At 52.4% G+C, this 3,382-nt stretch carries 4 protein-coding genes and 1 pseudogene; 2 read left to right on the plus strand and 3 right to left on the minus strand.

What is annotated here, in order from left to right; translation table 11 throughout:
- From AB5Y50_RS11815 to AB5Y50_RS11825, 3 genes and pseudogenes are all read right to left on the minus strand, one after another.
- A pseudogene (locus tag AB5Y50_RS11815) lies at nt 1-134 on the minus strand (IS5/IS1182 family transposase); the annotation flags it as partial.
- 245 nt (nt 135-379) lie between these two features.
- Nucleotides 380-1,417: an IS630-like element ISAeme16 family transposase gene (locus tag AB5Y50_RS11820; RefSeq protein ID WP_041206064.1), complete on the minus strand. Its 1,038-nt coding sequence runs from the start codon at nt 1,415-1,417 to the stop codon at nt 380-382.
- Nucleotides 1,418-1,969: 552 nt separating this feature from the next.
- Entirely contained in the window at nt 1,970-2,296 is a 327-nt protein-coding gene (locus tag AB5Y50_RS11825) for an antitoxin Xre/MbcA/ParS toxin-binding domain-containing protein (RefSeq protein ID WP_368162900.1), read from the minus strand.
- On the opposite strand from AB5Y50_RS11825, the gene AB5Y50_RS11830 reads away from it, so the two are divergent.
- Together AB5Y50_RS11830 and AB5Y50_RS11835 are read left to right on the plus strand one after the other, a co-directional pair.
- Nucleotides 2,223-2,537: a transposase gene (locus AB5Y50_RS11830; RefSeq protein ID WP_039026396.1), complete on the plus strand. Its 315-nt coding sequence runs from the start codon at nt 2,223-2,225 to the stop codon at nt 2,535-2,537. The genes AB5Y50_RS11825 and AB5Y50_RS11830 overlap by 74 nt on opposite strands.
- 35 nt (nt 2,538-2,572) lie before the next feature.
- Nucleotides 2,573-3,355 (plus strand): IS3 family transposase, encoded by a 783-nt coding sequence (locus AB5Y50_RS11835; RefSeq protein WP_223936907.1) that lies wholly within the window; start codon nt 2,573-2,575, stop codon nt 3,353-3,355.
- Nucleotides 3,356-3,382: the final 27 nt, after the last annotated feature.

Consider the following 3,382-nt stretch of genomic DNA (forward strand, 5'->3'; position numbering starts at 1 on the left):
TAAAACGGCTCGATGACTTCCACCATGTTTTGCCATGGCAGAATCTGCTCCATGCGGGACAAGAAAATCTCTTTTCTGGTCTGACGGCGCTTACTGCTGAATTCACTGTCGGCGAAGGTAAGTTGATGACTCATGATGAACCCTGTTCCATGGCTCCAGATGACAAACATGATCTCATATCAGGGACTTGTTCGCACCTTCCCTAGAGCGACCCGTCATCACATAATGTGACCGTATCTGTGTGTATTGGGATCCCATGGGTTTGTAAAATCGTTCCGGTTGTGACAACCAGGGTCGGGTAGCAGGGGGGGGTAAGGATGGCGTTACAGTAACGCCGTATGCGATCTGTTCATGTGTAGCGAATGCTAAATAGCTGATCCTAATTTCGCTCCAGTTGCATAAGCCCATGTCCATTACCGGGGAACGGGGCGGCATGATCCAGGAAGTAGAACACGCGACGTAATAACTCACCCAATGTGCGGCATTGGTGGTTCCGGGTGATCGTTTCATGGAGGGCATGCCACAGCCGCTCAATCTGGTTCACCCATGGCGAATACACCGGCTGAAAAAGCACGATGAACTTCGGATTTTTTGCCAGCCATCGCTGTGCTTTTTTGCTCTTGTGGATGATGTAGTTATCCAGGATCAGCGTGATGCTCTTGGCGCGCCGATAAGTCCGCTTTAGTGTTTGGAGCAGTGACAAGAACAAGTCCGTGTCTTTGCTATCGCTCGCCACATAGGTCACGTTACCTGTTCCGGCATGCAGGGCGCCAGCGAGGTAATGTTTGCGATTCTGGCCCGGAGTTGCCACTTTCTTCTGCTTCCCTCGCATCATCCAGTCCGCCCCCAGCTTGGGATTTAGGTGGATATCCACCTCATCTTCATAGAACACGGGATGGTCCGCACTGCAGCGTCCCAAGGCCTCATTGATAGCGGCCATTTTCCGCTCTTTATGGGGATCGCGGATGTGCAAAGTGGGCGCGGCCCGGCGCCAGACAATCCCTAGCCTGGGCAGCCATCGCCGTATTGTTGAAGCATGCAATGTCAGGCGCCAACTCCGTTTGAGTTCAAGCGCCATCAGTTCGGTACTCCAACGCGAGCGCTGATATCCGAGCTCCTGTGGAGACAACTGGATCAACAGCTGTAATAGACCCGAGATGTGAGCAAATGGCAGCACCGGCTTGCGCCCCCGAGGCTCGCTTTCAAGCCCCTCCAGACCGTACAAGGTGTACCAGTTCACCCAGCGATTGATCGATGACCGGGCGGCGGCTGTGAGCCGAGAAACAGCCGAGACACTGTGCCCGTCAGCAAGGAGCAAGATGGCGTTGAGCCTCCGGCAGAGATCTTTATCTTTGGTCCGGTGCATCTTGTTGATGATCCGGCGTCGCTCATCATGGTCGGGGAGTGTTAGTATCATTTCGGGCTCGGCTCGTTTGTCGTTTGATTGGTTTGGCGATTAATCAGATCGCACAAACGACGCCGAGTTCCCTTCTTTCCCGGATAAGTGATCTACATTTCGGAACGGTTATTTAGCAGAGAAGTGCTTGCATAGGTAAAACAATCATTTTTTAAAAGCACGTTTTTTATTTCCACCCTACAGGGCGAATATAACCACACCTAACTGAGGTTATGTTGCTGTTTTCTGTTTATAGACATATAACTTACTACTAAGTGATGAAGCGTTGATGTCTTAAGCCAAGTTAATGAATTTTAATTTATCAGAGCTCTTTAAATTCCATTGATTTAATAAAAACAATTTGTAGGGGTAGTAAAAACTGGTTTCTCTTCGCTGCGCAGCAGCGGAATGTTGAAACGGAAAAATTTATTTATAGCTCTCATAATTAGTAAATGGACAGTTTACCGAACTTTTCAAGTGGGGTGGATGTGAAAAATTTTGAAAATCATTCTGTTTGGTTTAAGTTTGACCAACTGAGCTGGTTTTATCCTCACAGCCCCCCTGATTTATTGCTTATATGCAAACCCCATGCTGAATTCGTCCCACAAGATCGATAACTGCCTGAACTCCCATCTGTGTAGTCAACAACGTGGCTGGAGCCACGCCACCAAGGCCCCTAGCTGGACGGTGTAACCATGACAATGCCCTGAGGGCATCGTCTTCCTGAAGGGACAGAGCGGCATCGAGGGCGAGCACTACTCCATACACCCTGGTGTAATGACCCACTGAAATCCTGCTCAGGTCATAATGAGTGGAGATCACAGACATGAGCATCACGATGGACGAAGAAATCAAACGTTGGACGGCCAAGCGCAAGTCCGCCTTGGTCATGGAAATCATTCAGGGCAAGACCACCGTCGCCGAAGCGGCTCGAGCCTTTGATTTGCCGCCCTCCGAGATTGAAGAATGGGTAGATGACGCCAAACGGGGCATGGAAAACGCCTTACGGGCCAAGCCACTGGATATTCGCGAGCAGTACGAGAAGCAGCTCAAGGAACTCCAGGAAGCTTATGGCGAGGCCATGCTGGAGTTACGCGCCAGAAAAAAGCTGGCCTCCCTGCTGGGCGAGGACGACAGATAGTCGCCGATGTTCAGCAGGGATTACGCGCAGAAGGTATTGATGTCTCCGTCAGCAAGCTCTGCCGCTGGTTTGGCCTGCCGCGTCGTAGTTGGTACTACCGCAGCGTCAAGGCCGCGCCCAAGCTTCAGGAGCATCTGGTCACCCCGATCAAAAACATGATTGAGGAGAACCCATCGTTCGGTTACCGGACGGTTGCAGCCCTGTTGGGGTTCAACAAGAACACGGTACAGCGCATCTTCCAGCTCAAGGGCTGGCAAGTTCGCAAGCGTCCGGTTGGGTTTCGCCCCCGGATCCAGGCCCTGCCTTCGGTGGCCTCAGCGCCCAACCAACGCTGGGCGACGGACCTATGCCGGATCTGGGCTGGTCGCGATGGCTGGTGTTCCTTGGCGCTGGTGATTGATTGCCATACCCGTGAACTACTGGGATGGCATCTCTCGCGCAGTGGTAAATCGAAAACGGCCGAGGCAGCGCTGGAGCAAGCCTTAATTGCTCGCTTCGGCAGCTTGGGACGAGTTGCATCGCCGTTTTTGTTACGTAGCGACAATGGGTTGGTGTTTACCAGCCGCAACTACACAGCACTGGTGAAGAGCTATGGGTTGCAGCAGGAGTTCATCACGCCGTACACGCCGGAACAAAACGGCATGGTCGAGCGGGTGATCAGAACGCTCAAGGAGCAGTGTGCCCATCGGCAGAGGTTCGAGACCTTGCAGCATGCCAGTCGGGTGATTGGCGACTGGATCCAGTTTTACAACCAGAAGCGTCCTCACCAGGCGCTAAAGATGAAAACACCGGCGCAGGCCTATGCCGAAGCCGCTTAGTTGTGCAGGAACGGCTGGGTCATTACA

The organism is Aeromonas sp. s6, from assembly GCF_040907815.1.
Lineage (GTDB): Bacteria > Pseudomonadota > Gammaproteobacteria > Enterobacterales > Aeromonadaceae > Aeromonas > Aeromonas caviae.

Excerpts from the sequence above, each read along its gene's own strand:
- AB5Y50_RS11820 (WP_041206064.1), bottom strand. The coding sequence starts at position 1,417 with ATGATACTAACACTCCCCGACCATGATGAGCGACGCCGGATCATCAAC.
- AB5Y50_RS11830 (WP_039026396.1), top strand. The coding sequence starts at position 2,223 with ATGAGCATCACGATGGACGAAGAAATCAAACGTTGGACGGCCAAGCGC.
- AB5Y50_RS11825 (WP_368162900.1), bottom strand. The coding sequence starts at position 2,296 with ATGATTTCCATGACCAAGGCGGACTTGCGCTTGGCCGTCCAACGTTTG.